Here is a 20,660-nt window from a genome sequence, read left to right on the forward strand (position 1 = left end):
CCGGTGAGGTGCAAAATGCCAGTTCAGAGCCACATTTCCGATGGGTTGCGCAGCGGAGGAGTAGTTCCGCGATTCCCGGAGAGCAGCGCGACGAACCGGGAGCCGGTTACCGCGTCGGCTACGGCGGTCATCACGCTCACCACCAGGGTCGCGCGCGGGCGTCGTGCCGCAGACGTCGAGCTGGGCGAACCGAACAGCCAGTGCAAGGCGGCCACCGAACAGACGGCTCACGAGTGGTGGGCGGTGCCGTGATGTTCCAGCAGTGCCACACCGCCACCGACGTTGCCGCTGTCTATCGAAGGCTCGGGTTCACCAGGGTCTGCTGCGTGTCCGGCCGGGTGTCTCTGATCGCCGCCCCCAGGCTGGGGGCGGTAGCGATGTCCCCGAAACTAGGCGTCCGGGTCCGCGATCAGCTGGTGGGCCACCACCGGTGTGAATCGACGCCGATCCTGACCCACACAGGAACGAACCGAGCCTGGGTATTCCTGGTCGGCCCGGCCTGGGGCCGGGCGATGACATCGAGCACCATGCACGCACTGGCCACCCGAGGGATCCGGGTGCTGGTAGGCGGGCAGCGGATCTGGCTGCCGATGAACGATCACCCCAGCGGCTGGCGCTGGCTGTCTCCACCGGTCGCCGCCGACCAGTTACCCGCGCGAACGACGGTGCTGGCCGCCGCCCGCCTCGAACTCGACTTGCTGCTTCCCCAGCGGATCAGCAGGTGAACAATGCCCGTTCCCTCTCGCGATCCCACGCCACCGCTGCTGCCCTCCGCCGAAGAATTGTGCTCCGCGATCCGCGGGCACCACATCGCCCCGCACCCGGTCACCCGATTCGCTGGCGAACTCGGCCACCTATACCAACAGCCACACGCGCGTCCGAGTGAGTGCAACTGTCGCAGAGAGGAATTAGCGCTCGCGGTCGATCTCTGGGCGTCCGGGAACCTGCCCATCCCGTACCCGGACGCGCGGCTGCACACCGAAACCCTTGGCGCGGTCATCGACCACCTCGCACGCACCCAAACCCACGCCTACCACCTGCTGATGACCACCGACGACGTGTCGGCCCCGCACGTACACGCCGCCTGGTACCAGCTCGCCGAGCTGGTCGACGGCTACACCGAACTCGCCCTCGCGCTGACGCAACGCTCGACGCGACTACCCGCCCCGGGGGAGGAATCCTGATGCGCCCCGTCCTGCCCGACAAAACCGAACTGCTCGCCGCCTGCCGGGGATTCCCGCTGCCCACCGACGACCCCGTCCTGGACGCCGCAGCCGACCTGGCGCTCCTGCACCAGCAACGCGAACAGACCCCCCACAGCGCCCTCGAGGTGATCGACACCGAACGATCCCGGCTGATGGCCACCATCGACACCTGGGTCCACCTCGTCATCCCCGAACCTACATCCGGAGCGCGAGTGCACACCCAGACCATGGGCCAAGTCATCGACCGCCTCGCCCAGCTCACCGCCTATACCTACACCGCCCTCGCCAGTGCCTCCGAAGACGTATTCGTAGAAGCCATGGACTTCGTGGACGACCTCGGCACCGCCTACACAGACCTGGTCACCGAACTACTCGCCGGAACCCGCCGCCTACCCACGACCACCACCTCTGTGTGACGATCGGCCTCCATGTCACCTGCCGACAGAGCGCGAAAGAAGGGGTCCTGTCGGCTGTCCCGATCCGGCTCACCTCCTCAGGCACAGCTGCGTAGGTCGGGAGCCATCTCAACCCGACACAATTCATGCGATTCGGAAGCAACCAGAGTCCGAGAGGTGTTTGCGGAAGTGGAGCCGGTCGGGTTTGCCCTGCACGGGCTCGGTCCGGACGCATTCGTACCCAGCCTTCGCGATCGATCTCAGGCTGTCTGGGTTGTCAGCGAGGATCATGCAGCCAAAGGAGCGAACTCGGCTCGCCGCCTCGTGTTCGCTGATGGCTTGTTTAGCTGCCGAAGCGTATGCACGACCACGGTGCTCCGACGCGATGAACGTCGCTGTGCCCAGCAACGGGAAGTCGGCAGGGTCAACGGACTCGCCGTCGGATCGGTTCCAGGGCTTTTCCTGGACCGACGCTAAGATTACTCCTACCGGAGTCTCTTCGGCGAGATAACCCAATTGTGCATTTTCAAATGACCGGTGTCAGCGCCAGGTTGGTGCCTCAGTTCCTGTTCCGGCGCAACCCCGCACGGCGAATTCCTCGGTGCGCGCCCAGGCGCGGACATTCATTTGGATGGCCTCATCGCAGTCGGTGAAGTAGCGCAGCTGCAACCATAACGGTGACTGTAGCAAACCCGCGGTTGCCCAGGGACCGAACTGCGGCGGTCGATAGCTGGGCGGCGTATTCCGACGTCCATCACCCGCAGCCGCCTCACTGACGCTGCGGCACGCGCACTAGGTTCTGTCTCCCAAGCACCGGAGCTGCTGTTACCCAGCTCAGAGGGCCGGACAGGGCGCAGCCTCGCTAGCACTCTTAATTCATGGGCGCAGCGGGCGAAAGCGACTTCAACCACGGCAGCGGCGGAGTTAGTTTGCCGATTTCGATGTTGTAAATCTCATGCCCTTCTCGGATCGTATAGTTCTCATGCACCTGCTCTCCAGCTCCATAATAGCGAGCTTGGCGCAGGAAATCCGTGCGAGTTATCGCTCCCAGCAGATACATCTCCTGCACCTTATGCATATAGCAAGCAAAAAAGTAGAAATCGACGGGCTCAGTTATATGCTTCGCGCTGATCTGCGCAGTGTACCTATCGTTGGGGCGCACTTTTCGTTTAACAGTCTTTAACCCGACGGGCGTCCCGCCGATCAGAAAGTCGGCTGCGCCTGCAGCGTTATCCTTGATCCAAACCACTGGCAGAGAAGTGTTTCGCCTAGCCCATCCGTTGAAGCACAACTCGCCGACCTCGCCGACCCACCGCTCGTCCGTATCTACCTCTCGGTACAAATTTGGATACTGTTTGTCCCGGAGAGCACGAATTTTTTTCGCTTCCGCGATGAAGCTATCTTGAACTCTTCCTCGAATATAGGACATATAAGCTGCTTTCAGGAATCGTACGGGCCGAGGAAGCGTTCTCCGTTGAAGTGCATGAGGTGCGTCGGCTCATCCGCGCACCACACTTCGGTCTCCCACGCTATTAGGGGAAGATGTTCGCGCATTTTTTTGCGGTTCGGAAAGCAGGAGACATAGACGAGTCCCGGCTCCGCCGACTTAAACACGGTAGCGAGCTCCATGCGCCTCTTGGAATCGACCGGCCCGTGCGAGTTGGCTGCCTCCATTAGCACGAGCCATTCTTTGTCTGGGATGTAAACTACTAGGTCGGGCATCTTTCCCCGAGTGTTGAAAATCACGCCGAGCTGCTCGAAGCGTTTCTTCTCGAACACCGCGAGCTTGTCGCCAGCGTCGCCGACGTATAGCGTTTCGGCACCGGGGGTGAACCGGGGGCAAAACTCTTCGACCATCTGCTTGATAAGCGGGTTTTGCCCACCGGGAGACAAGGTGAACTTCTTGCCATCAGGGCTGACCACAGGGATTCTGCTCATTTCCCGGGCAGCAGCATAAAGTTCCTTCAGCCCCGGGGCAGCGACGAGATAGTCTTTCAGCGTCTCACCGAAGACTTTCGTGCCGAAGCTCTGCGCGACCTCCAGCGCTCCCGGGGCGATCTGATAGTTCCACTTTGGAGAATTCGTCGGCCGGTTCGGATCGTCGGGGTTCTGCTGTACCAATGCTGCGTCGGCGAACTGGTGAAGCGTGAAGCGCCGAACGGTTTCCCGGGTATTCGGGGCGTAGTTCTTGCTGTATTCGTCCCGCATCCAGTCCATGATGGCCCGAGTGCCGAGCATGGGGCTACTCGCCATCGGCCACGGGTCGGATGGCCGAAGCTGGAGAAGCGCCAGCAGAGTCAGGGCCGAGCGCTCGTTGGAGCGTTCGGAGTCCATACCCAGGGCTTGCAGCAGGACCTTTGCTTCTTCGACTCTGTCGGAGGCGTCGTTCACGCAGCCTTATTTACCACATCGAGTACCTTCTGCTCTACCAGAGAGTCAACCGATGGTTGTCCCGGAAGTTGCGGTGGTGCAAGGGAACCCAGATCACGAAGTACATCCAGAGGTGGAAATCGGAGGGTCCTGAGATCCGTCGCGTTCACCTGGGTGTGGCCGGAGAAGGTGCGGAAGAACTTGTCGACCAATGTGGAGTTGAGCCACAGGGATAGACCGAAGGCCAGATCGCGATCCAAGCCTTCGCCGTCGACATGGATCACGTTGACGTGGTTCTCGAAGGCCACCGGGCCGGGTACCGCGTCAGGCGACCACACGGACGCGACTATCCGGCGGCGTTCCTCCTTGGACGAGAAGCGCTTGATGACGCAGTACCAGCCCTGCGGTAGCAAAAGTTTCTTGTCCTTGTCCGTAGTCGGCAAAAACCATTGTGGCTTTCGGATCTCACGTGGCCAGGTCACCAGGCCGTCGCGAAGGTTTGCAGGGTAGATCAGCGGTACCGCGGTCGGCGCCTTCTCAGGCAACAGGCAGTGCCTCGAGCGGAAGTCGACCACGCGTCCGGTGGATGCGGTCAGTCCGAGCGCTGCCAAGGTCCGAGGGAGCGAAAGCATCTGCTCTGCGATCTCGGTGTCGTCGGCATTGGCGGCAATCCGGATGAACCGATGGGCGTCGTCGGGATGGACGACCTCCGCGTACGGAACCTGACGGCCAGTGATCTCATCGCGGTGCCCACCGCTGCTGGACAGCATCACGTCACGCGAGATGCCGCCCTTGCTCCCGCAGATGATGACATTTTCCTGGAGCACGCCCGTGTCGGCGAATACCGTCGAGCGGGAATCGAAAACGTGAATGCGGTCGAGGGTGATCTGCTCCAGCAAGTAGCGTCGAAAGTCCCCGAAGTAGGGTCCGTTGCAGAAGGACCTCGGGGTGATCGCGACGAGCTGGCCACCGGTTCGGAGAGCGCCTGCCCCGAGCGCTAGGAAGGCTGCGTAGAGGTTCGGAGCGTCCACACCCATGCTCCGGACGGCCGCACGCGCTGGGGAGGAGGCAGCCAGTTTCGCGTAGGGCGGGTTCTGGATAACCATGTCGAAACCGGTCAAACGCTCGTCTGCGCCGAGCCCGGTAGCTGCGGTGATGTAGTCAGCGACGATCAGTTCTGCACTGACCCTGTCCGGGGCCGCATCGACGCAGGCTGCAAGAGTGTCCTCCAGGAAGGGCACCACAGACGGGTCGCACTCGACCGCGACGATATGGACAGACAGTTCCTTGCTCTCGGCGAGGACGCGGGCCACCAACGCTGCGGCGAGCATGCCGGAGCCGGCTCCTGGATCAAGAACTCGAAGGTGCCCCTCAGTTGGGAGCCGAGGCATGCTGGCGATCAGGACCGCGGCCTGACTGGGCGTGAAGAACTGCCCCAGAGTCTCCTGACGCTTCGGGTCCAGACCAGACAAAACGGCGACGCGGTTCCGTTCGGCCGAGGTCAGCAGATCGCAGCACATTGGAACATCATGCCGCAACATCCCGAGCGCCCGACGTCCGGTCAGCATCGGCGTGTGCCGGTGGCTCCGGCCACCGTGCGCGACACTCGAATGAGCTTCCCTCGGCCCGGTCTTCGTACAAGATGCTCGGTCAGCGCCCACAGAGTTAGGTGGGCGGGTCGGAAGCACGTCAGCCCGGCACCGTCCGCCGGTTGCGATAGCTGCCCGTCCAGGAGTTCCTCACGTGGGACAGCATTCTATGCCCTGTGAATCGGGCTGTCGGTTGCGAGGCTCGTCGCGAAGCTCATCTTCGCCTACAAGACGTGTTTCTATGCCCTGTGAATCGGGCTGTCGGTTGCGAGTGCTGCGGTGCATGGCAGTCGTGGCAGCGCTGGGAGTTTCTATGCCCTGTGAATCGGGCTGTCGGTTGCGAGCCGTCACAGGTACCACCATCGATGCCGCGCTGTTTCTATGCCCTATGAATCGGGCTGTCGGTTGCGAGAGGCCTACCAGAAGCAACCCCCCAAGGGTCATATGTTTCTATGCCCTGTGAATCGGGCTGTCGGTTGCGAGTCGGGGCTTGCCCCGAGGACGGCCGGCACCGTCGTCAGTTTCTATGCCCTGTGAATCGGGCTGTCGGTTGCGAGGGCTGTCGATTTCCATCCGCGCTGACCTGCCCTAATGTAGCACCTTGCGAGCACCCCCTGTTTCTGTAACATGTTCCTGATCTTGGAGTGTGCTCTCTTGAGACTTGCAACCCGTCTGACCTGCGGCGATCGTGCTTGCGAGCACCGGAGCGGTTTGAGCGCTTGGTGGCGCACCTCTGTACGGGTCACGGATCGGGATGGGCTGGGGCATTGGCCGCAGGAGCTCACCGTGGGGCTGACCTTCTCATCGGATGATCCAGTAGTCGGCGCGTTCCTCGACTGTCGTTGCTCTGAGGATGTAGCGCTGGGAGAAGGTTGTCGTGGTGGTGGGGTAGAGGCGGATCTGGTCTTTGAGGGGGTCGATGATTTCGCGGAGCCGGGCGCGCAGGTCGCGGAGTTCGTCGGCGTCGCGGCATTCGCATTCGAAGACCGATAGTTGCACGCGCGGGCCGTAGCCGGACAGGGCGACGGCGACGTCTTCGCGGCGTTGGTCGTCGGTGATGTCGTAGGTGATCAGAGCGATCATGGGCTACTTCCAGCGCATGGCGTGGTAGGGCTCGCCGGGGTCGAGAAGGTGGCGGGCGAGCATTTTGGCTTGCAGGTGGACCGCGACCCGGAGCGAGACGCGCCGGCCGAGGGTGCGGTGAGTGACGAGGGTGAGCATGCGTCGTTCGTAGGCGGCGAGGAAGACGTATTTGGCGTCTTCTCCCATCCGGGAGCCGGTGTCGGGTTCGGTGCTGAATTGTTCGGGCCGGATCTGGCCGGTGGCCACGCAGCGCAGGACCGCTACGTCGACGGTCATCGGCCGGAATTCCTCCATCAGGTCCAGGGCCAGTGACGGTCTGCCCCAGCGGTGCTGGTGCAGGAAGCCCACCATCGGGTCCAGTCCCGCGGCTTCGAGCGCGGCGATGGCCTCGTGACACAGCAGGGTGTAGCCGTAGGACAGCATGGCGTTGATCGGGTCGGGTGGCGGCCCGCGGCGGCGATCGGGTCGTCGGCTCGGCGCGCGATCCGCAGCAGCGACACCCGCAGATTGTCGACCTTCCCGGCGACGAACGCGGTCGCCAGTGTTTTGGCGCGTCGGTCGTCGTCGGCGGCGCGGTACTGCGCTCGCCGGGCGGAGGGGTCGGAGGTAAGCGGTGAGCTCAACCGCCCGCCGAGTGTGCCGTTCTCGCTGAGCAGTACCACATCGATGCCCGATTCGACGGCCTTGCGCAGGAATGGTGTCGTGTAGCCGACGGCGCCGAACCCGACGACTTGGCGGACTCGGCGTAGCGAAAGCCGCAGTAGCGACTCCTCACCGTCGGTGACCACCAGCCGGTCACCCCGCGTCCGGACCACCGCGCCCTGCCGCTCGACGTAGACCACGGTCTCGAGCGGATGCGACAGCATTTCCGAGGCCGCGAGTGTGGACGCGGTGATGGTCTCGCCGAGGAACCGCACTCCTTCCTCGAACGAGACCACCCGGCACTTGCCGGAGTTGAGTTCCAGCCGCACATCGGAGAGCTCGGTCGCCGCCGATTGCAGCGCGCGTTCGCCGTCGCGACGATCGGCGACGGGGATCGCGAAGTCGTCGCCGTAGCGGATCACCCGCCAACCTGCCGTCAGCATCGCGCGGTCGAAGACATCCAGGTACAGATTGCTCAGTAACGGCGCCAGCACGCTGCCCTGATGCAGCCCTCGGCCCCGATCCCCGACCGCACTGCGACTGTCGGCCACTCGCCGCTCGAGCAGCGCACCGACTAGGTGCACGACTCGATCATCGGTGACGAGCTGTTTCAGCCGCCGCATCACCTCCCAGCGCGGAATGCTGTCGAAGCAGTCGGTGATGTCGCCGCGCGCGCACCAATCCATGCCGCTGTTGCGCGACGAGACCAACTCGGCTACCGCGTCCTTCGTCCCCAGGCCCTTGCGGTAGGCGAAGCTCTACGGCAGCAGACGCGGGTCGATCACTGGATCCAACACCGCCAACAATGCCCGCTCGACTACCCGGTCTTCCAGCCGCGGCACACTCAACTTCCGTAATCCACCCGACGATTTCGGGATCTCGACCCGGAACAGCGATCCCGGACGCCATTCCCCCTGCGCGAGCTCCGCGGCGATCTCGGCAACTCGTCGCGCGGCATCGGCTTCGAAACGCTCCACGGCCGGGTCGTAGCGACCATCAGCCAATGCATTATCCCGCACAATTTGCCAGGAATTTAGCAGGGCCTGCTGCGTGAAGGCCCGTGCAAACAACTCACCCATGCGCGCCTCCCGAATCCGGGCAATAGGCTCCCAAGGTCGTTAAACAATCGGCAGGCGCCCGACCAACGTGGCAATCCCAGAGTGTACGCACTCACCGCGTCATGACACAACCGCTTTCCTGGCGTCAGTGATCTGTTCGTCAGGCTCCTAGTTGCGGGCGAACAGTCAACAGGCGCGGAGATGCACAAACTTTCTATGCCCTGTTCGTCGGGCCCCTGGTTGCGAGAAGTACCCCGAAGCGCTTCTGTGCATGATGACGCGTTTCTATGCCCTGTTCGTCGGGCCCCTGGTTGCGAGCTTTGTATACCACTACAACATCTTCGGTGAGCAGCCGCAGGTTTCTATGCCCTGTTCATCGGGCCCCTGGTTGCGAGTAAGAGCCGTACCGGCTAAATCTGGTGGCTCTCGCGTTTCTATGCCCTGTTCGTCGGGCCCCTGGTTGCGAGGGCTGTCTGTTTTCGGGCTGGCTGATCTGGGTCAATGTAGCACTTTTGCGAGCACCTCATCTTCTTGGAACACGTTCCTGATCTTGGATCGTCTTCTTTGAATGCCGCCACCCTCGGTGAGCTGGAGATTTGCGCTTGCGAGCACCGCCGCTGGTTACGTCGGTTTCGTGGATCGTTGTACGGGTTGGTCATGGCTGGTGGAAGCTGCCCAGGCCGCGGCAGCCGATGATGGTGCCGTGGGGGTCGCGGATTTCGTCGAGCGGGAAGACGAGGTCGTGGCGTTCGGGGTGGGCGGTGGCGAGGACGCGGGAGACGATGAGGGTGGTGTGGGGTTGGGGGGTGGGCAGGTTGGTGGTGGTGGCGCGGTAGGAGATCAGGGTGCGGGGTAGGTTTCGACCCTGGTGGGTGATGGGGGCGGCCGGTGTGCGGATTTCGTCGAGGCGGGCGGGGTGGGTGTGGGGTGGAAAGCGGGCGAGGATTCGGCCGTCGGGGGTGTAGAGGGTGACGGGGTGGGGGGTGTGGTTGGCGATGCGGGTCATGGGGCGGGGGGCAGTGTGGGCTGGGCGGGGTGCACGCGCATGGGGGTGAAGTCGCCGGTTGCGAAGTTGTAGTGCATGAGGTGGGTGCCGGTGAAGAAGCGGAGTTGTTTGCGGGCGAGTTCCCAGCCGAGGGCGAGGGCGACGGTCTTGGGCAGGTAGGCGATGATGGCGCGTTCGCCAGTGGCGCCGAGGGCGGCGAGGTGGGCGGCGATGGCGTGGGGCAGGGCGGCGAGCTGGGTGGCGGTCAGGGGTGGGGTGGTGTCAGTGGGCGGGCCGTCGGGGCCGGAGAGGATGTGCAGTTCGCCGACGCCGAGGCGGGCCATGTCGGTGTCGGTGAAGTGTGCGGCGTTGGGGGCGAAGGCGAGCACGATGCCGGTGCGGGTGGCGGTGGGATCGAGGCGGCGGGTGGTGTGGGTGAGGGTGATGGGGGTTTCGGTGCCCAGGCGCAGGGTGGTGGTGGGGGTGGGGCCGGTGTTGAGTTCGAGCAGGCGGGTGTGCAGGACGGGGGGCAGGTAGGTGCCCACGCGCACGGCGATGGGCCAGAACATGTTGGGGGCCAGGGTGTAGCCGGTGTCGGGGTTGTCGTTGTTGATCAGCGCTTCCAGGCTCGCGCCGATTTCGGTGCAGACGTGGTCGATGTCGATGACGCCGTGGTCGGTGGTGTGGTGGTCGAGGTCGATCCAGCGGCCCAGGGTGCGCAGGGACATGTGCTGGGCGGCGGCGGCGGTGAGGGCGCCGCGGCGCAGGTCGGTCATGCCTTCGGCGAGGGCTTGGACGTAGTAGAGGGTGCCGCCGCTGCGGTAGGAGTGGCCACGGAACCACAGGGCGAGCGCGAGCAGGATCAGCAGGACCGCGAACAGGGTCACTCGGCTTGGAACCACCAGAAACGAATCCCCCGGTTTGGGGAGTGCGTCTTCGATCAGCAGCCCACCGGCGCCGGTGGCGCCGGTGGCGGCGAAGATGACCAGGAAGTTGGCTGTTGCCAGACGTTTCCGGTCGGGTCGCCACCACCATTCACGCACGCGGACAGCGGCTCGGGTCGCGATTTCGGGCACGAAGTGTTCCCCTTTTGTGTCGGTCGTAACCCCGTCGGTCGGCGGTCAGGGTACGCTCGCGCCCGGTTGCTCGTCATCACCGTTCGGGAGGTCGTGATCGTCGCGCAGTTCGTAAATCCGTATACGTTCGTGCCGTTTTCGGGTGCGCCGCAGCGGTCGGCGCCGGGCGGGCACGAGGGGCGGTGTGGTAGCGAGTTGTTGTCGGGGCGGTTGCGGGTGCGGATCAGCGCGCGGACGCCGGTGCTGGTGCGCGGGTTCGGTGCGGTGTCGCGGAGTGACTCGCGGGAGGCGGCGCCGAGCCGGCCGGATCGAGACGGCGGCCGGGAGTTCATGGTGCCGGGCTCGGCGGTGCACGGGGCGGTGCGCTCGCTGCACGAGGCGATGACGAACAGTTGCCTGCGGGTCTTCGACGCCGATCTGGTGCCGCAGTACCGCCAGCAGGCCGATCCGTATCGGATCGGGCAGCTGCGGCTCGCGGTGGTCGAGACACCGGGTGAGGTCACCGAGGGCAAGCAGGGGCCGCCGGTGTTGCGGTTGTGCGAGGAAGGTGATCCGGTGCGGCACCGGCTGGATCAATGGAAGCTGGCGCAGCTGCACGCCGCGTCCCGGTTGCGGTCGGGGGATCGGTTGTTCATCGACTGCGACGGCGATGATCGCCCGGTCTCGGCGACACCGGCTCCGGATGGGGATTGGGTGGTGTTCCTCAGCGACGGGTCGGCCCGGGTGAAGAAGCGCCCCTACTATGCGCACGTGCGGCGGTTGACCGGACACCGGGTGCCGGTGGCCGAGGAGGCGTGGCGAGCCTATCTGGAGCTGGTCGAGGGCTCGGATGACCTGCGCACGGCGCGGGTGCGGAAGGTGCCCGAGACCGAGCGGTTCGCGCGGGTCACCTACCATTACAGACCGGCGAACGCAGCGGGTGAGAGCCTGGTTGTCGGGCAGCGGCATCTGGTGCGGCGCACCGTGATCGCGGGCCAGCCGCTGTGGGTGCGCGTGGCCGCGGATGGGCGCAGTGCCGATGTGGTGCAGCCCGCGCTGATCTGGCGGGGGTTCGGCGAAGGCAGTGCGGGCGAGCGGATTCCGGAGGGTTTCGAGCCGTGTTCGGATCCCGGGGATCTGTGCCCGTCGTGCCGGTTGTTCGGTTCGGCGGATGTGCGCGGGCGCGGTGAGCGTGAGCGCGCGTGGCAGCGCTCGTATCGGGGGCATGTGCGGTTCGGGGACGCGGTCGCGGTGGAACCGGAGTTGCTCGAGGTGAGCTTGCCGCCGCTGGGCGCGCCGCGTCCGGGCTCCGGGCAGCACTACCTCGAGACCGCGCAGTGGGCGGGTGACGGCGGGATTCCGCCGCTGCGCGAATGGGGTTCCGCGGCCGATGTTCCGCGGCGGCGGCTGTTGCGGGGCCGCAAGTTCTACTGGCACACCGGGGTCGCGAACGGGCGGCTGCCGAGCCGGGGCCAGGCCAGGGCCGGGCAGGACGGTGAGATGGTGAGCCACGCCCAGGTGTTCAAGATCAAGACGGTGTTCGAGGCGACGATCACCTTCACCGATCTCGACGAAACCGCCCTGGGTTCGCTGCTGGCGGCGCTGCAACCGCACCGGGTGCTCGGGGATTCGGCGCTGCTGCACATCGGGGGCGGCAAACCGCTCGGTTACGGGTCGTGCCGGATCGAGATCGATCACAGCCAGAGCTGGACGGCCACCGCCCGCGAGCGCTACACCGCCGTCGCGCCGCACCCGCTGAGCCAGGCCAGGGTCGAGGAGCTGGTGCGGGTATTCGCCAGCGACCAGCATGCCGCGCCGGTGCGCGAGCAGGTGTGGCCGTTGCTCGGCAAGGCGGTGGCGATGGGACAGGTGCCCGCGGGCAAGGTCTGGTATCCACCCGGAGCCGAGAACGTCGGCGACCGGAATTTCGCGCGCGGGTTCCCGTATTGGAAGCAGACCTCGGGCTGGGAGAGCGATCGCCGCGACAGGTTGCAGGGCTATCCGCTACAGCCGCTGCCCGATATCAGCGCTGCCAGCCAGGAGATCGACATCGTCACCGGCGAACAGCAGCAACGGCTGCGACGGCGGTCGCGGTGACCCGCTACCTCGACATCAGCGTGGTGCAGATCCAGCAGTGGCTGGCCCAGGCCCCCACTCTCAAGGGGCGGCGCGGGGCGTCGACGATGATCCGCGAGGCCACCGACCCGGACCGGATCGCGGAGTTGCTCACCGGGCATCCGGGCATCGAACCCAACCGCGAGCAGGGCCCGATCGATGGGGTGGTGTCGCTGGTCGCCGCCGAGGACGCCGACACCACGAGCGTGGGCAGCGCGGTGGTGACGCGGTTGCGGACCCGGCTGCCCACCGCGACCCTGCGGGTGGTGCATGCCAGCGGCCCCACCTACGGGCAGCGAGTGATCGACTCCAGCGTGGACTGGCCCGCCCCGGTCCCGGAGTGGCCGCTGGCCCGCCCGTGCGCGTGGTGCCGGTTGCTCCCGGCCACCGACGACAGCGGCCCCGAAGCCCTGTGCGCGGACTGCCGGGTGCGGCGCCCGCAGGCGGGCAGCGCGCTGTCGCCGCGCACGCCCCCGGGACCGGAACGCGACCTGCTGCACCGGCTCGGCACCCAGACCCGTCTTCTGCCCAATGATTTCGAGGACCTGGCCCGCCTCGGCCTCGGACCCGACCGCGACGACACCCACGTCGCGCTCGTCTACGCCGACGGCAACGCACTGGGCCGGTTCATCAAGACCATCGCCGAGGCCAACCCCGCGGTGCTCGCCCAGCTACCCGACACCATCCACAACGCGACCTGGGCGGCGGTGCTCGCCGGGCTGGCCGCCATCGACACCGGAGGACAGACGTTGCCGGTGATCGCGCACCTGGTCGGCGGCGACGACATCCTGCTCAGCGTGCCCGCGCACGGAGTGTGGGATTTCGTCGCCGCGATGAGCGCCGCCTTCGTCGCCACCATCACCGCCGAGCATCCGCAAACCCCCGATCCGCCCACGCTGTCGGCGGGCGTGGTGATCCATCACCGGTCGTTCCCGTTCAGCACAGTGGTCGAGCTCGCCAGCGAGCTGCTGCGGGCGGCCAAGGCCGCCGGGCCGGGACAAGCCATGCTCAGCTGGCAGAGCATCACCCACGACGGCGACCAGCAGACCGAGCGGCCCGCGCTCGCGACCGACGCACTCGGCGAGCGGGCCGCCGAGTTCACGAAGTTGGCCGCGGTGGCGCACTCGCAGCGCCAGCGCCTGGCCTGGCTGCTGCGCCCGGGCAACGCCACCGAGGCCGACCTGCACGCGCACGTGGATCGCCTCGACCTGGGCGCCACCGTCGGCCCATTCCTGGCCCCTGGCTGCGGGGTCGGACTGGCCGACGCGCTCGACATGGTGCGATGGTGGCGGCGATGACCGAGCTGCGTTTCCGGATCACCTTCACCGCGCCGGTCCGAGTCTCGAGCGGCCGCGCCCGCCCGGGCGTCGACGCCGCCATCGACATGACCGACCCGCTGCCCGCCACCAGCCTCAAAGGCGTCATGCGAGCGACCACGACCCGCCTGCTCGGTCCCGGCGACCCCCGCATCGACGCGGTCTTCGGCTCCCCGCGGCAACCGTGCCGGTGGGAGTGGAGCAACGCCACCCCCGACACCGAATGGGCTCCGGCCCAGCGCACGACCCGCATCCACGTGCGCGACCACGTCGCGACCGAGGACATGCTCGCCTTCACCGAACAAACCCACACCCCAGCCGCGAAATTCACTGTCCACACCGAGCACACCCTGCCCGAGGAGACCGCCCACATCGCCGTGCTCACCGTCGCCGCGGGCGCGACCCGCGCGCTGGGAGCGGGGCGGCGCCGCGGCCTCGGCTGGGTGCACATCACCTGCGAAAGCCATCCCCCCGGCCCGGAGCTGATCCGGACCTTCCTCACCGGAGGCCCTCCGTGACCCACCCCCGCGTTCTGGTGCGGGCCACCCTCACCCAAGCCACCTCCCCCGGGGCCGGATCGCGCGGCAGCTACCGCAACGACATCCACGACCACATCCCCGGCGCCGTGCTGCGCGGAGCGTGCGCGGCGGCCTGGATCCGCCGCCACGGCCCGCCCGCCGCCGACGACACGCGCTTCCTCGACATCTTCGAAGGCACCGGCACATTCGGACCCCTGGAAGCCGAAACCACGGTCCGGGTGCCGCTGTCGGTACGCCTCCACAAATACGCGCCGGGACCACACTGCCAGCGGTGGTGGGATCAGGCCCGCGGACAAACCGCGACCAGCTGCCCCGAGTGCGGACAGGACCTCACCGACAGCAAAGGCCAACGCACCCTCGCCGTGCCCCGGGTCGCCCGGATCCATGCCGCGCTCGACCCCGACGGGGTCGCGCTCGACGAAAAACTGTTCGAGACAACCGGATTGGCACCAGGACTCACGCTGTCGGGGTGGGTGAGCGGGCCCGCCGTCGCCGCCCTCTACCACCAAGGGGCCCCGCTGTCACGGCTCAAGCTCGGCGGCGGACGCAGCACCGGCGGCACCGCCACCCTCACCCTCGACCCCGACGCGCGCCCCGACCCGCTCGAAACCCACGACGACACCGTGATCCTGCGCCTGGCCGCCCCGGGGGTGTTCTTCGACGACTTCGGCTTCCCCGCCGAGCAACCCTCCTCTACCCAGTTGCGCGAGGCGTTCGGCTGTGCGGCCGAGATCACCGGCGCCTGGACCCGCTGGAGCAGAATCGGCGGCTGGCACGCCGCCAGCGGGCTGCCCAAACCCACCGAGCGCGCCGTCGCCGCGGGCTCCACCTACACCGTGCGATTACTCGGCACACCCGATCCCGGCGCGCTCGAGCGGCTACGCACCACCGGCATCGGCGCCCGCCGACGCGAAGGATTCGGCGCCCTCTACACCACCCCCACCCCCACCGTTCCCGCCTCCGACACCACCCCCACCGCCACCGTTCCTCCCTCCGACACCACCGCCGCCACCCGCGGTGACTCCGCGCCCGCCCCGGAGCGCGGCCCGGCCTCGCTCGATCCGGCCGGTCCGGTCCCGGCCGAGCCGCAGGCGCCGGGTTCGCTGGTCGATGACACCGCGCGAGCCCGCCCCATCACCGGATTCCCGGGCTGGCCCAAGATCGCCGGGCATCTGCACGCCAGGGCCGACCGGTGGCCGCCCGACACCGCCGCCGACGCCCGGCTGCTCACCGCGATCAGCAAAGCCGCCAGCACCGCACAGACCCAGGCGCTGGCCGCGCTGCTCGCACACCGCGATCGCGACCACTACCTGACGGTGCTCGACCGAATCGAGGCGCGATGAGATCGACACTGTTCACCGTCCGGTTGCGGCTGGCCACGGCGGGCGGGGTCAGCGCACCGGAGGATCTGCGCACCGAAACCCTCACCTCCCCCGACGGTGAGGTGCGGGTGCGTAACACCCGCCCGCTGCGCCGCGACCCCACCGGCGCCCCGCACCTGCCCGGAACCACCATCGCGGGCAGCCTGCGCGCCCACTGCACCACCATCCCCGCCCTGCGCGACGCGTTCGGCCCCGCCCCGGGCGCCGAAACCCGCACCGCCTCACCGATCCAGGTACTCGGCAGCATCACCCGCACCACCACCCCGCCGCAGCATCGCGGACGCACCGCCATCGACCGCCACCGCGCCGCAGCCCGCACCCACACCCTGCACTGGAACGAAACCCTGGTGGCCGGAACAGAATTCGACATCTTTCTGCGCTGGGACGACGCCACCGAGGAGCAGCTCACCGCCCTCGACGCCGCACTGGGCCACTGGAACCCCCGCCTCGGCGCGGGCGCTTCGCTCGGCGCGGGCCGCGCCCAGGTGATCGCACTCGGGCACCGCAGCTACGACCTGCGCTCCGAAGCCGGGCTCACCGACTGGCTCGCCATCACCGGGCCCGCCGACTACCCGGCACCGCACCCCCTCACCCCCGAGCCCCCACCGGCGCCGCTGCTGCAACGCACACTGCGCATCGTCGAGGCCCTGCACATCGGCACCGGCACCACCCGCCCCGCCGACGGCGGCGGGGACGGTGAGATCGCCGACATCGTCACCCGCAACGGCACGCCCATCGTGCCGGGCAGCACCCTCAAAGGCGTCCTGCGCTCCCGGGTCGAATACATCTGCCGGGTCCTGGGCGCCCCCGCCTGCGAGCACGCCGACTGCGGGCACTGCCGCCCCTGCCTGCTGTTCGGGCACGGCGCACCCGACGAAAACGGCACACCCGGGCGGGCCAGGATCGCCATCGGTGACGCCGAGATCCGCCACGCCCGCCGTGAGCAACGCCGCCACGTCGCCATCGACCGCTTCACCGGCGGCGCCCGCAACCAGCTCCTCTACACCCACGACGTCATCACCACAGGCGAGTTCGACCTCGTCATCGACCACCTCGGCGAGCACGAACCCGACCCCACCGACCTCGCGCTGCTCACCGCCGCCCTCGACGACCTGCACGACGGGCTCATCGGCCTCGGCGCCCGCACCACCGCCGGGTACGGCACCGTCGAACTCACCCACCCCGGCCCCTCGCCCGCCCGCACCGACCTGTCCGCCCTGCTGCCACCGGGAACCCCATGACCACCTGGACCCTGCACGCCACCGGCCGCCGCGACACCACCGACTGGCCCGACCTCGCCCGCCTCCCCCTGCACGCCGCCTGGGCCGACAACGACGGCTTCCACATCAGCGACCACCTGCCCGCCACCACACCCCGCACCACCCACCTGTGGGCCTGGACCCGCCAGCAGTGGCTCCGCATCCGCATCGACCACCCCCACTGGTGGGGCGCCGCCCTCACCACCGACACCACGGCACCCAGCCAACTGTTCACCACGGCAACCGAACCCGTCGAACACCTCACCATCGAAGCGATCCTGCACTGGCCCCCCAGCGCGGGCGAGATCGCCCAGCGCACCGTTCACCCCGGTGACGCGCTCACCGGCTACCGCATGATCTCCCTGTCGCCCACCCGCGCCCGCACCGCCACCTTCTACGGCACCCAGGACACCACCCGCTGATGCCCGCCCTCATCCGCCTGCGCCTGCAACACCCACCCCGCCTGCAGGTCTACCCCGCCCGCCTGCACGGCGCCGCCTGCACTCTGCTCGAACGCCCCGACGCCGACCACACCGCCCAACTCAAACCCTTCGCCACCACCCCCCTGCACACCGACACCCCCGGCACCGCCATCTGGCAACTCGGCTGGCTCCCCGACCACACCCCACCCACCCCACCAACCGCAGTCCACTTCGGCGACACCACCTGCCCCGTCCTCGACCACCACCACACCCACCACACCTACCTCCAACTCGCCACCACCGCACCCGTGCGCACCGTCGAACTCACCATCACCAGCCCGATGTACTTCTCCCGCAACGGCCGCGACCACCCCCTGCCCGACCCCGTCCTCATCACCCGCAACCTCATCACCCGCTGGAACTACCACGCACCCCCACCCGCCCACATCACCGACCAACACACCCGCGACCTCATCGGCCACATCTACCTCACTCATCTCGACGGCCACACCGTCCGCGCCCGCACCACCTACGCCAGCTACCAAACCGGCTACCTCGGCACCGTCACCCTCGCCCTCCCCACCACTGCCCCACCCCACACCCACCACACCCTCGCCGCACTCGCCCACTACGCACCCATCGCCGGAATCGGAGCCCAAACCACCCACGGCTACGGAAGCTGCCACCTCACCCACACCACCCCAGCTTGACCACTGCACCCCCACCCCCGACAGCAGAAGCAGCACCAACCGTCCAAACAGGCCCCGCCCCCGCAAGGACGAACCAACCCCTCCCACAACACATAGACCTGCCAGCCTCCCGAACTGCCGGGCAATAACCCGAAGCCCGAACACTCCGATCCCACCCGTACAAGCAGCCCAGCTACAACCCCGAAATTGCACCGGTGCTCGCAGCACCATCGATGCAGGTCAGAGTAGGCGGGAACCGTTCAGACGCACCATACAAGATCAGGAACGTGTTCCAGAATGACCAGGTGCTCGCAAAGCGCGACATTCGCGCACATCACCAGCACCGAAAATCGACTACTCTCGCTACCGGCAGCCCGACCGACAGGGCATAGAGACCGCAGTTCGCGAACCCACTCGTCGTCGGCAACCCACTCGCTACCGGCAGCCCGACCGACAGGGCATAGAGACTGAACCACGCACCCGGTGTTCTCGAACCGGACACTCGCTACCGGCAGCCCGACCAACAGGGCATAGAGACAGCGCTCCCCAGAAGCTCACTCGCAGGGTGCCACCCTCGCTACCGGCAGCCCCACCGACAGGACATAGACACTCGGCATCCCAGCCGCAGGTCATCAGGTCTCCCGATGTTTCGCTATCGGCGGCTCAAGCAACGAGGCACTGGAACGAGCGAACTCAACTCGACGACGATGGCGCCAACGCCCTGCTGTCGAGAGCAGGGATCAAAGTTGAGACTGGGCTTCGACTACGAGTTGCGCAGGGGAGTAGCGAGTTTGTCCCGTTCACATACTCGACGTGCCCCGCCGGAGGCACGTCGAACATGAAAACAGCAACCAGTCCGCGCCGATCGACCGGCATCATCTCAAGGAGTAGGAACCACGGATGACCAGGCATTCTCCGGGTGCCCATGTTCTGTGGGTCCTGGCTAGGACGCGAACCTGCGACGGTCGTTCCGACCTGCCGTTTCCGGGCCGACACTCGCGTAGGCTTTCCTCGGCCCGCCGTCGCGCACGACGACGGCGGGCCTTCGATGCGGCAGTCAGCCACCGGTCGAAACTCCAACTTCACTATGGGGCTGGTGCACGAACAGGTGACGGTGGTTAGGCGGCCTGTCGGGCTGCCGGGGTCATGATTGCTTCGTACTCGATCGGGGTCAACCGGCCGAGCCGGTCTTGGCGCCGACGCCGGTGGTAGGTGCGCTCGATCCAGACAACGATCGCGATCCGGAGTTGTTCGCGGGTCTCCCAGCTGCGCCGATCCAGGACGTTGCGTTGCAGCAGGCTGAAGAAACTCTCCATCGCCGCGTTGTCACCGGCGGCGCCGACCCGGCCCATCGAGCCCACCATGTGAAACCTGTTCAGCGTGTGCACGAAGCGGCGGGCGCGAAATTTCGATCCTCGGTCGGTGTGGACAACGCAGCCAGCCACCTCACCGCGGCGAGCCACCGCGTTGCGCAGAGCGGTCACCGCCAACCGCGAAGTCATCCGCGAATGGATCGAATAGCCCACGATCCGACCCGAGAACACGTCCTTGACTGCACAGATGTAGAGCTTTCCTTTACTGGTCCAATGTTCGCTGATGTCGCTGAGCCACAACTGATTCGGGCCATCGGCAGTGAATCGCGGCGCACCCTGTCGTCGTGGACCGGCGGCCCCGGCCGCTTGCCCGAACCGCGGCGGGGTTTGCCGAGCGCACTCCACCACCGGTTCGCCGAGCAGATCCACCACGCCGTCCGACCGGCCATCGGCTCACCGGCCGCGCCGGCCTCATCAGGCAGGAACCGGTACCCGAACTCCGGATCGTCGCGGTGCGCGTCGAACAAGGCATTCGCCCGGTAGGCCTCCGCGAGCTCAGTCGCAGTGATCGGGTCGGCCAACTAGCGGTAGTAGGGCTGGCGGGCGAGCTTGAGGACCCGGCACGTCACCACGACAGGTATCCCGTCGTCGGCGAGCTCTTTCACGAGCGGGTAGACCGTTTTCCCGGCAGCTGAGCCTGGGACAGATACGCCGCGGCCCGCCGCAGGACCTCGTTCTCCTGCTCGAGCAGCCGGTTACGGCGCCGCAGCTCCCGCAACTCCGCCGACTCCGTGGTCGTTGCTCCCGGCTTCACGCCCTCGTCGACATCGGCCTGGCGGATCCATTTCGACAACGTCATCGGATGGATCCCGAAGTCGGCGGCGATCTGGTCCAGGGTCACCCCTTCATCGCGGTTGCGAGCGACGCGAACGACATCGTCACGGAACTCACGGGGATAGGGCTTGGGCACGATGACATCCTCCCAGGCTCACCTCTCGGCAAGCCAGATCGATGACACCCATCCATGCAGCAGCCCCCACCACGCAGGTGTACGGAAATGCCGCGACCGAGCACCGGTGACGAGTTCGCCCTGGACGCAACGACGCGCCCGGCATCGATGATCACCGGCTGGTGCGTGTCCGGTCTGTCATAGGTCGGGACGCGCCCCACACTGCGCAGGCCGGGCGGTGGTCGCGGGCGCGGCGCGGCAGCTGCTCGGGCCGCGCATCGCTGCAGTGCCGCG

The 20,660-nt window shown here is 67.0% G+C and carries 19 protein-coding genes, 2 pseudogenes and 3 CRISPR repeat arrays; of the genes and pseudogenes, 10 read left to right on the plus strand and 11 right to left on the minus strand.

Features of this window, described 5'->3' with window-relative positions:
• Positions 1–248 precede the first annotated feature (248 nt).
• From AB0H71_RS25415 to AB0H71_RS25425, 3 genes are read left to right on the plus strand one after another with little or no spacing between them, the layout of a single operon-like run.
• Positions 249–725 (plus strand): hypothetical protein, encoded by a 477-nt coding sequence (locus AB0H71_RS25415; RefSeq protein WP_357025713.1) that lies wholly within the window; start codon positions 249–251, stop codon positions 723–725.
• A 3-nt stretch (positions 726–728) separates the two neighbouring features.
• On the plus strand, positions 729–1,184 hold the full coding sequence (locus AB0H71_RS25420) for a DUF4254 domain-containing protein (protein ID WP_357025716.1): 456 nt from the start codon (positions 729–731) through the stop codon (positions 1,182–1,184).
• Positions 1,184–1,621, plus strand: coding sequence for a DUF4254 domain-containing protein (locus tag AB0H71_RS25425; protein ID WP_357025719.1), 438 nt, complete (start codon positions 1,184–1,186; stop codon positions 1,619–1,621). Before AB0H71_RS25420 ends, AB0H71_RS25425 begins: the two co-directional genes overlap by 1 nt.
• Positions 1,622–2,471: 850 nt before the next feature.
• Here the strand turns inward: AB0H71_RS25425 and AB0H71_RS25430 are convergent.
• From AB0H71_RS25430 to AB0H71_RS25475, 10 genes and pseudogenes are all read right to left on the minus strand, one after another.
• The gene (locus tag AB0H71_RS25430) at positions 2,472–3,029 is read right to left on the minus strand and encodes a hypothetical protein (RefSeq protein WP_357025722.1); all 558 of its coding nucleotides are present in this window, start codon (positions 3,027–3,029) and stop codon (positions 2,472–2,474) included.
• An 11-nt stretch (positions 3,030–3,040) separates the two neighbouring features.
• Positions 3,041–3,991 carry a BsuBI/PstI family type II restriction endonuclease gene (locus AB0H71_RS25435; protein ID WP_357025725.1) on the minus strand — a complete coding sequence of 317 codons (951 nt, stop codon included), beginning with the start codon at positions 3,989–3,991 and terminating at the stop codon, positions 3,041–3,043.
• Positions 3,988–5,538 carry an Eco57I restriction-modification methylase domain-containing protein gene (locus AB0H71_RS25440; RefSeq protein ID WP_357025727.1) on the minus strand — a complete coding sequence of 517 codons (1,551 nt, stop codon included), beginning with the start codon at positions 5,536–5,538 and terminating at the stop codon, positions 3,988–3,990. Before AB0H71_RS25440 ends, AB0H71_RS25435 begins: the two co-directional genes overlap by 4 nt.
• 184 nt (positions 5,539–5,722) lie before the next feature.
• Positions 5,723–6,116: a CRISPR direct-repeat array (repeat unit 37 nt; unit sequence GTTTCTATGCCCTGTGAATCGGGCTGTCGGTTGCGAG).
• 244 nt (positions 6,117–6,360) lie between these two features.
• Entirely contained in the window at positions 6,361–6,642 is a 282-nt protein-coding gene (gene cas2 / locus AB0H71_RS25445; protein ID WP_357025730.1) for a CRISPR-associated endonuclease Cas2, read from the minus strand.
• 3 nt (positions 6,643–6,645) lie between these two features.
• Complete coding sequence (cas1, locus tag AB0H71_RS25450; RefSeq protein ID WP_357026318.1) at positions 6,646–7,044, minus strand: CRISPR-associated endonuclease Cas1; 399 nt, start codon at positions 7,042–7,044, stop codon at positions 6,646–6,648.
• Positions 6,936–7,508, minus strand: coding sequence for a CRISPR-associated endonuclease Cas1 (gene cas1 / locus AB0H71_RS25455; RefSeq protein ID WP_357026320.1), 573 nt, complete (start codon positions 7,506–7,508; stop codon positions 6,936–6,938). Before cas1 (AB0H71_RS25455) ends, cas1 (AB0H71_RS25450) begins: the two co-directional genes overlap by 109 nt.
• A 42-nt stretch (positions 7,509–7,550) precedes the next feature.
• Positions 7,551–8,030 (minus strand): annotated as a pseudogene (locus tag AB0H71_RS25460) (reverse transcriptase/maturase family protein); the annotation flags it as partial.
• 12 nt (positions 8,031–8,042) lie between these two features.
• Positions 8,043–8,363, minus strand: coding sequence for a hypothetical protein (locus AB0H71_RS25465; protein WP_357025732.1), 321 nt, complete (start codon positions 8,361–8,363; stop codon positions 8,043–8,045).
• A 121-nt stretch (positions 8,364–8,484) separates the two neighbouring features.
• Positions 8,485–8,809: a CRISPR direct-repeat array (repeat unit 36 nt; unit sequence TTTCTATGCCCTGTTCGTCGGGCCCCTGGTTGCGAG).
• Positions 8,810–8,997: 188 nt separating this feature from the next.
• Positions 8,998–9,348: a hypothetical protein gene (locus AB0H71_RS25470; protein ID WP_357025735.1), complete on the minus strand. Its 351-nt coding sequence runs from the start codon at positions 9,346–9,348 to the stop codon at positions 8,998–9,000.
• Positions 9,345–10,214 (minus strand): hypothetical protein, encoded by an 870-nt coding sequence (locus AB0H71_RS25475; RefSeq protein WP_357025738.1) that lies wholly within the window; start codon positions 10,212–10,214, stop codon positions 9,345–9,347. The genes AB0H71_RS25470 and AB0H71_RS25475 overlap by 4 nt, the downstream gene beginning before the upstream one ends.
• On the opposite strand from AB0H71_RS25475, the gene AB0H71_RS25480 reads away from it, so the two are divergent.
• From AB0H71_RS25480 to cas6, 7 genes are read left to right on the plus strand one after another with little or no spacing between them, the layout of a single operon-like run.
• On the plus strand, positions 10,155–12,479 hold the full coding sequence (locus AB0H71_RS25480; protein ID WP_357025739.1) for a TIGR03986 family CRISPR-associated RAMP protein: 2,325 nt from the start codon (positions 10,155–10,157) through the stop codon (positions 12,477–12,479). The two genes, AB0H71_RS25475 and AB0H71_RS25480, sit on opposite strands and share 60 nt — an antisense overlap.
• A complete protein-coding gene (locus AB0H71_RS25485) occupies positions 12,476–13,795 on the plus strand; it encodes a hypothetical protein (protein ID WP_357025742.1) in 1,320 nt (439 codons plus the stop codon). The genes AB0H71_RS25480 and AB0H71_RS25485 overlap by 4 nt, the downstream gene beginning before the upstream one ends.
• Positions 13,792–14,331, plus strand: a complete 540-nt coding sequence (locus tag AB0H71_RS25490) for an RAMP superfamily CRISPR-associated protein (protein ID WP_357025745.1) — start codon at positions 13,792–13,794, stop codon at positions 14,329–14,331. The genes AB0H71_RS25485 and AB0H71_RS25490 overlap by 4 nt, the downstream gene beginning before the upstream one ends.
• Positions 14,328–15,695 (plus strand): type III-B CRISPR module-associated Cmr3 family protein, encoded by a 1,368-nt coding sequence (locus tag AB0H71_RS25495; RefSeq protein ID WP_357025748.1) that lies wholly within the window; start codon positions 14,328–14,330, stop codon positions 15,693–15,695. The genes AB0H71_RS25490 and AB0H71_RS25495 overlap by 4 nt, the downstream gene beginning before the upstream one ends.
• Complete coding sequence (locus AB0H71_RS25500) at positions 15,692–16,975, plus strand: RAMP superfamily CRISPR-associated protein (RefSeq protein ID WP_357025751.1); 1,284 nt, start codon at positions 15,692–15,694, stop codon at positions 16,973–16,975. The genes AB0H71_RS25495 and AB0H71_RS25500 overlap by 4 nt, the downstream gene beginning before the upstream one ends.
• A complete protein-coding gene (locus AB0H71_RS25505) occupies positions 16,972–17,415 on the plus strand; it encodes a hypothetical protein (protein ID WP_357025754.1) in 444 nt (147 codons plus the stop codon). Before AB0H71_RS25500 ends, AB0H71_RS25505 begins: the two co-directional genes overlap by 4 nt.
• Positions 17,415–18,125: a CRISPR system precrRNA processing endoribonuclease RAMP protein Cas6 gene (gene cas6, locus AB0H71_RS25510; RefSeq protein WP_357025757.1), complete on the plus strand. Its 711-nt coding sequence runs from the start codon at positions 17,415–17,417 to the stop codon at positions 18,123–18,125. The genes AB0H71_RS25505 and cas6 overlap by 1 nt, the downstream gene beginning before the upstream one ends.
• A 338-nt stretch (positions 18,126–18,463) precedes the next feature.
• Positions 18,464–18,714: direct repeats of the CRISPR family, unit length 37 nt; unit sequence CTCGCTACCGGCAGCCCGACCGACAGGGCATAGAGAC.
• 508 nt (positions 18,715–19,222) lie between these two features.
• On the opposite strand, the pseudogene AB0H71_RS25515 reads toward cas6, so the two are convergent.
• Positions 19,223–20,387 (minus strand): annotated as a pseudogene (locus AB0H71_RS25515) (IS3 family transposase).
• Between the last annotated feature and the right edge of the window lie 273 nt (positions 20,388–20,660).

Origin of the sequence: Nocardia sp. NPDC050697 (assembly GCF_040654395.1) — a bacterium.
Lineage (GTDB): Bacteria > Actinomycetota > Actinomycetes > Mycobacteriales > Mycobacteriaceae > Nocardia.

Excerpts from the sequence above, each read along its gene's own strand:
- AB0H71_RS25500 (WP_357025751.1), top strand. The coding sequence starts at position 15,692 with ATGAGATCGACACTGTTCACCGTCCGGTTGCGGCTGGCCACGGCGGGC.
- AB0H71_RS25490 (WP_357025745.1), top strand. The coding sequence starts at position 13,792 with ATGACCGAGCTGCGTTTCCGGATCACCTTCACCGCGCCGGTCCGAGTC.
- AB0H71_RS25505 (WP_357025754.1), top strand. The coding sequence starts at position 16,972 with ATGACCACCTGGACCCTGCACGCCACCGGCCGCCGCGACACCACCGAC.
- AB0H71_RS25465 (WP_357025732.1), bottom strand. The coding sequence starts at position 8,363 with ATGGGTGAGTTGTTTGCACGGGCCTTCACGCAGCAGGCCCTGCTAAAT.
- AB0H71_RS25430 (WP_357025722.1), bottom strand. The coding sequence starts at position 3,029 with ATGTCCTATATTCGAGGAAGAGTTCAAGATAGCTTCATCGCGGAAGCG.
- AB0H71_RS25420 (WP_357025716.1), top strand. The coding sequence starts at position 729 with ATGCCCGTTCCCTCTCGCGATCCCACGCCACCGCTGCTGCCCTCCGCC.
- AB0H71_RS25440 (WP_357025727.1), bottom strand. The coding sequence starts at position 5,538 with ATGCTGACCGGACGTCGGGCGCTCGGGATGTTGCGGCATGATGTTCCA.
- cas1 (WP_357026320.1), bottom strand. The coding sequence starts at position 7,508 with ATGCTGTCGCATCCGCTCGAGACCGTGGTCTACGTCGAGCGGCAGGGC.
- cas2 (WP_357025730.1), bottom strand. The coding sequence starts at position 6,642 with ATGATCGCTCTGATCACCTACGACATCACCGACGACCAACGCCGCGAA.
- AB0H71_RS25470 (WP_357025735.1), bottom strand. The coding sequence starts at position 9,348 with ATGACCCGCATCGCCAACCACACCCCCCACCCCGTCACCCTCTACACC.
- cas6 (WP_357025757.1), top strand. The coding sequence starts at position 17,415 with ATGCCCGCCCTCATCCGCCTGCGCCTGCAACACCCACCCCGCCTGCAG.
- AB0H71_RS25425 (WP_357025719.1), top strand. The coding sequence starts at position 1,184 with ATGCGCCCCGTCCTGCCCGACAAAACCGAACTGCTCGCCGCCTGCCGG.